Below are 5601 nucleotides of genomic sequence, written 5' to 3' on the forward strand. Positions count from 1 at the left end.
GTTATGTTCATTAGCCAGTAAATAATTTTCAACTAACAACATCCCAAATTTTTAAATCTCTCAAAAAAAGGTAAACAAACATATTACATAAAGCTAATATATTTATTTACCTTTTCCTATTTCAAATCAACAGAAAATATCGTTGGATAAAAACAGCATTAATAAGTATTTTGTTATTCATTTTTCTTTTTCAGATAATCTTTTCACATTGTAACGGTTTGTATTCCACTATTTTTCCTGGCTTCTTTTTCGTTTCGGTAACGATCCACTCCCCTTTTTCAAGTTTAAGATGTTTCATAACATTTGTATCGTCTATTTCTTTATAAAGTAAAAATGCTTCAAGCGGCTTTACAAACAACCTAGGCTCTCCTCTATATCCACCACTTTCAAAAGCTTTAGTTAACGAATTATAATAAGTATCATTTTCCCGTCCACCATACATCAAATGCGCAGCCTCTAGGTCTCTTTTGCTGACTTCCATAAAACTATTTTCATCAATATTTAAATTAAACGTTGATTTTATGTCATTCATTATGTTTTTCACATACTTTTCATCACGTATTTTACTTTCTTCCAGACAATCCGAAGACAAGCTTGGTGCATCTGATTGGGAATGCACAACGTGTTGAATAGATACRCATAAAAYAAATACRCTTAAAATATACAATAGTTTTTTCATATATAMGTATCACCTCAAATGATTTAGATAATATATTATTTGAGGCTTAGGATATTCTTATGCTAAGAATGAGAAATGTCCTATAAAATAGACTTTTTATAGGACATTTCCTTTTAATATTGCTTTATTAGATTTACCGGCGAAGCAAGTACCTTACTACTTTTCACATCATATAATCCTATAGGTGTTACCCTTATAAAAGGCAAGTGCGTCGCAGAAAAGAATAAAATCGTAAATGCAGGATCGTTATAGACGTATCCTCGCTCTTGTAGTAATCCCACCATTTTTTTCTCTTTATGTATTAATTCGCTCATTTTTAAATCGGACATAATCCCGAGCAACGGTAATGCAATTTCGTGTAACACTTCATTTCTTTCCGCTATTACCATACCGCCACCTAGCTCTTTTACTCTATGAAAAGCTGTAAGCATATCTTCTTTTCTTTTTCCAATAAGAATGATGTCACCTGTACCAGAATACGAGCTAGCAAGACCTCCTAATCCATTCGMAAAACCTTTCACAACTGTATTCACTCGCCAAGTGCCATCACGAGCAATCATCATAAGGAAACATTCATCATGCTCAATAGAAAGTTCCTCACCGTTTAAGTCGATTTCAGTTACATATGGTTTTGAAATAACATCATTTAATAATTTTATACCTGTTGTTTCAGAAAAAATCATATCTTCTTTCTTTAAAGACCAGTCTAGTTGTAGAGGGGTTACTTGAAATTCATCCCATTCTATACGTAATGATTCATTTTTGTTTACTCCGTCACGCTTCACCCATTTCCCTTTTGCAATTACACTAATTGGAGTTGGGTTTTCTTTACTTTCCAAAATATTAATATTTGCAATTCTACCTGTGGCAATCGAACCATGTAAATGCTCCATATTATAATAATGAGCAATGTTATAACTTGCCATATGATAAGCATCTATTACTGGAACTCCTTGCTTAATCGCTATTTCTATCATCCTATTCGTCATTCCGTTTTCATAAAATGACGGATGTGAACCGTCTGTTGTGAAAATGAATCTATCAAATTGTTTAACACCTAATTCAAGTAATTCTTTCARTAAAACTTCTAAATCTGGGCGGATYGAAGAATTCCTAAGAGAAACRGTGTAMCCTTGCATAAGRCGWGTTAAWGCYTCYTGYCCTGTCATCGATTCATGATCGCAATCCGTACCTAACAGTTTTAACTTCGCTAAAGTTGTTTCAGATGCTCCGGGAAAATGGCCTTCTACTTTTTTCTGTAATCGCTTCGTTTCTTGCACCCAATTTAACATGTCATCATCGCCATGTAATAGTTTTGGCCATGCTGTTAACTCGCCACCCTGAAGAACATCTTCATGCTTCAGCCACTCCATTATTTCTTCACTATTAAATAAAGATTCCCCATTTTGTAGTTCAGTCTGTCCATCAAAACGACACCACCAATACATGCTTGCCGGAATCTTTTTAAATTCATCTAATAAACGAAATGCTTCTTCACGTTGTAACGTGAAAAATAAAGTTAAATTATCATTAATAAAAGTTGTTGTCCCAAATTGCATCGCATAATTTGCTAACGTTTCTGGATTATATAATTGATATGGATGTGCATGCGGTTCTATGTAACTAGGAACTACATACTTTCCATCACAATCAATGACTTCACATTCRTGTAGTTGCTCTGGTARTTTTTCTCCTACRTATAYAATKCGGTCATCATAKAYCCAAATATTTGCTTGCAYCCACTCRCGCAWATARGAATTTAAATATGTTGCATTCTTKAATAATATGTGTGGGCTTCTTGTGCCATCTATTACTTCAACATGTTCTCGTAATTGTGTGTTACTCCATCTAAACTGATTTTGTCCCAATGTATTTCACTCCACATCAATTTACTTTTATTTATTAAAACAAAAATAATTAACTAACTAAAGTATTCTCCATTCATAACTCCCCTGTATATCCCCTATACCCTTTATTATATGGAATGATTACAAAAATAACAATTTTCAAAATTTATAAACATACCTCTTTGATCCTCAATAAAAAGGATGTCTTGTAACCGACATCCTTTTTTATACTAAACTATAAGATTGAATTACACTTGTATCCGTATTTATGTTCTACATATACTTGATTGCTGCCATACCATGAATGCTAATACTGTCCTTTAAAGCAGGATCCCATTCGCTTTCTTTTCATCTATTTATTAAATTCAATTTGCATCATTTTATTAAACTGCGTATTAATATCAATCGCACCTAAAGAGTTAATACTAATAGCCAATGTATGTTTGCCTCCAATTGCTCCCCCAGCAAAAGTGGTAAATCCAGGAATCCCTCCTGTATGCCCCCAAACTGAAACACCGTTTGGAAGCTTAGTCTCATAGATTCCAAGACCATATCCATGGCCAAGTTCTTTGATCCCTGTAGGAACTGTAGTAAGCATTTCTTTTAGCTGCTTTTCCTTCAGTAACTTACCTCCAAGTAAAGATGAAAAGAATTTATTTAAATCGTCCGCATTAGAAATCATATCTCCAGCTGAATTAGCTAGACTTGGATTATAATACGTCATGTCTTTCAATTCACTTGTTTCGTCTATTTTCATATACCCACGAGCATGATCCTTTCCTGGAATAACGGGTGAATTCCCTGGTAAAAACGTATTTGACAGATCCAAAGGTTCAATAATTCGTTTTTCAATTTCTTCTGCATAACTATTGCCACTTATTTTTTCAATAAGCATTCCCAATATTACGTATCCTGTGTTTGAATACGCCCATCCTTTACCTGGCGAAAAATCTGGGGGTAGAGAAAGTCCTATTTTCACTATTTCTTCTGCTGTATACGTTTTTTTCGAATTCATAATATCAGCGTCTTTTGACTTTAAGTATTCAGCTATACCACTCGTATGATTCAAAAGTTGACGTATCGTAATTTGATTGCCATCATACCCATTACCTTGAATGAGACCCGGTAGCCACTTTTCAATTGGATGCTAATAAAACTGCCAAACTTGCTAACTTAATTGAATTACATTTTTCCATAAGGTTCCCTCTCCTCTATTAATATCGGATTGATTCAAGTTATACTTTAATCCTATATGATAAATCTCTCTTTTTTCTTATCCATTCCTTACGAAATACTTACGTTCAAATTTTGATACGATAAGCTGAGAAAGAGTTATGTATGAAATTAAAAAGAGAACATAAAATAAGGACAGTCACTTAACTGCCCTTGTTTTCATTTCACCTCGTCTTTATTATTTTTAAGATGATTCATTAATTGTGTTCGTGTCAATGGTGCATATATGTTTGTTCCAATAATATATATTTTATCCTTATTGGATTATCTTATAAATATAATGAGTTCTTATTAAGATAAAAATAAAAAGGAACGTGTTTTCATTTTTATCTAAACACGCTCTCTTAAATATTTAAAACCCTATATCAACTTTTTATTCCATTCTATTCTTTAAACAAATAGTCCTTATTCACTTTTACCATCCTGCACTAGCGTTCATGCCATTTCCAATAATAGTAAGAAATAGTGACCACAATACTGGCCCTAACGTAAGAAGTAAATTTAGAAGTATAAGTAATCTATATACCCTGGGGAAATTTTGATCTTTACGATTTACAAATACTAAAATAACTAATAATATTATGGTCGTTAAAAATAAAAGTAGAGTTAGCAACCAATACCAAACCATTAAACTGAGACTCCATGGTGTTAATAGCTCGTGTATTATACCAAATGTGATTCCTAATACTCCAAAACTAAAGGTAGTAACTGTTGATTTTATAAGCAATTTATTTAATGTTTTTTCGTATGTATACTTACAATATAAATCTATTAAAGTGTATAAAGATAAAAATGCCATTAATACACCTACCCAAGACAATAACCAGTCTCCCCCCCCTCTAAATAACATGAACAGCAACCAACACATCCCTACTGCAGAAAAAGCAAAGGAAATAAGTATGCTTTTCAATACCGGTTTCATTATATTTTCACACCCTTAAAAATAAATTATAAGTTTTTATTAGCATGCTACCCATTAATCGTTTAGCTCTAACGTATCCTTTTTTCATTCTATATTAATAAAACAAAGATACACTCATGAACAATTAAAGAAGCAATACTCTACAAAGAGTTCCATATAGCTTGTATATTCTTTTTCCATTGGTAGAGATATTAAAAAATTAAGTATACATTAACATGCAATTAAATATAAGTAAATAAAATTAATTTACAGCTAATTTTATTTACTTATATAACTTTCATATTCAGATTAACTCAGCCATCATTTTATTTTGATATAATACATTCTACTATTCATATCGCCCTTTTCCATCCCGATCTATCCACCGCATAGTCTTCTTAACATCTAACTCCGTATACGTCTTTTCACCATAACGAGCAGACTCATATATCGGAATAATATCTCTCGTTCGACATATTCGTTTTAACCATTGTTGTATCGTTTCATAAGACCTTCTCTGTTCATGAAATGGTAAAGTTCTTTCCCATTCAACTAACGTTTTCCTTATCGTGTCTTTAGGTAACGGCTGTTCAAACTGATGCTTCACTTTCTTGTTCTTTTCGGTTCTATCCGTATTTTCTTTTGTTATCGATTGTTTATCCTGTTCTATTTCTGATTTCGTTACCTTTTTCCTCATTAATTTATAAAAAGCATATAGAATGACCACTGCAATAATTACATAAAAAACGACACTAATCCATGAATTTGAAAGAACAGAAAACACATCAGTCCATGAATTTTTCCGTACAAAAAGTGGAATTTTCCTATCTATTTTTGTTCTTGTATCTACAACTCCTGTTTCTTCATCTATAATTCTTTCAGGTTCATCAAACTGTTCGTCTAAACTAGTAAAATCATAATTTCTTTCCGATATTGTCTCC

At 32.3% G+C, this 5601-nt stretch carries 3 protein-coding genes and 2 pseudogenes; all 5 read right to left on the minus strand.

The window, feature by feature from the left end; genetic code table 11:
* Positions 1 to 173 precede the first annotated feature (173 nt).
* Positions 174 to 679 (minus strand): annotated as a pseudogene (locus AC1DJR_RS21470) (hypothetical protein).
* A 113-nt stretch (positions 680 to 792) separates the two neighbouring features.
* On the minus strand, positions 793 to 2547 hold the full coding sequence (locus AC1DJR_RS21475) for an adenine deaminase C-terminal domain-containing protein (RefSeq protein WP_477003458.1): 1755 nt from the start codon (positions 2545 to 2547) through the stop codon (positions 793 to 795).
* 331 nt (positions 2548 to 2878) lie between these two features.
* A pseudogene (locus AC1DJR_RS21480) lies at positions 2879 to 3670 on the minus strand (serine hydrolase domain-containing protein); the annotation flags it as partial.
* Positions 3671 to 4174: 504 nt separating this feature from the next.
* The gene (locus tag AC1DJR_RS21485; protein WP_131245640.1) at positions 4175 to 4681 is read right to left on the minus strand and encodes a DUF3902 family protein; all 507 of its coding nucleotides are present in this window, start codon (positions 4679 to 4681) and stop codon (positions 4175 to 4177) included.
* A 328-nt stretch (positions 4682 to 5009) separates the two neighbouring features.
* The coding region (locus AC1DJR_RS21490; protein WP_477003459.1) for a signal peptidase II at positions 5010 to 5601 on the minus strand (592 nt) is incomplete at its 5' end.

This window comes from Bacillus sp. 05T31, assembly GCF_056396725.1.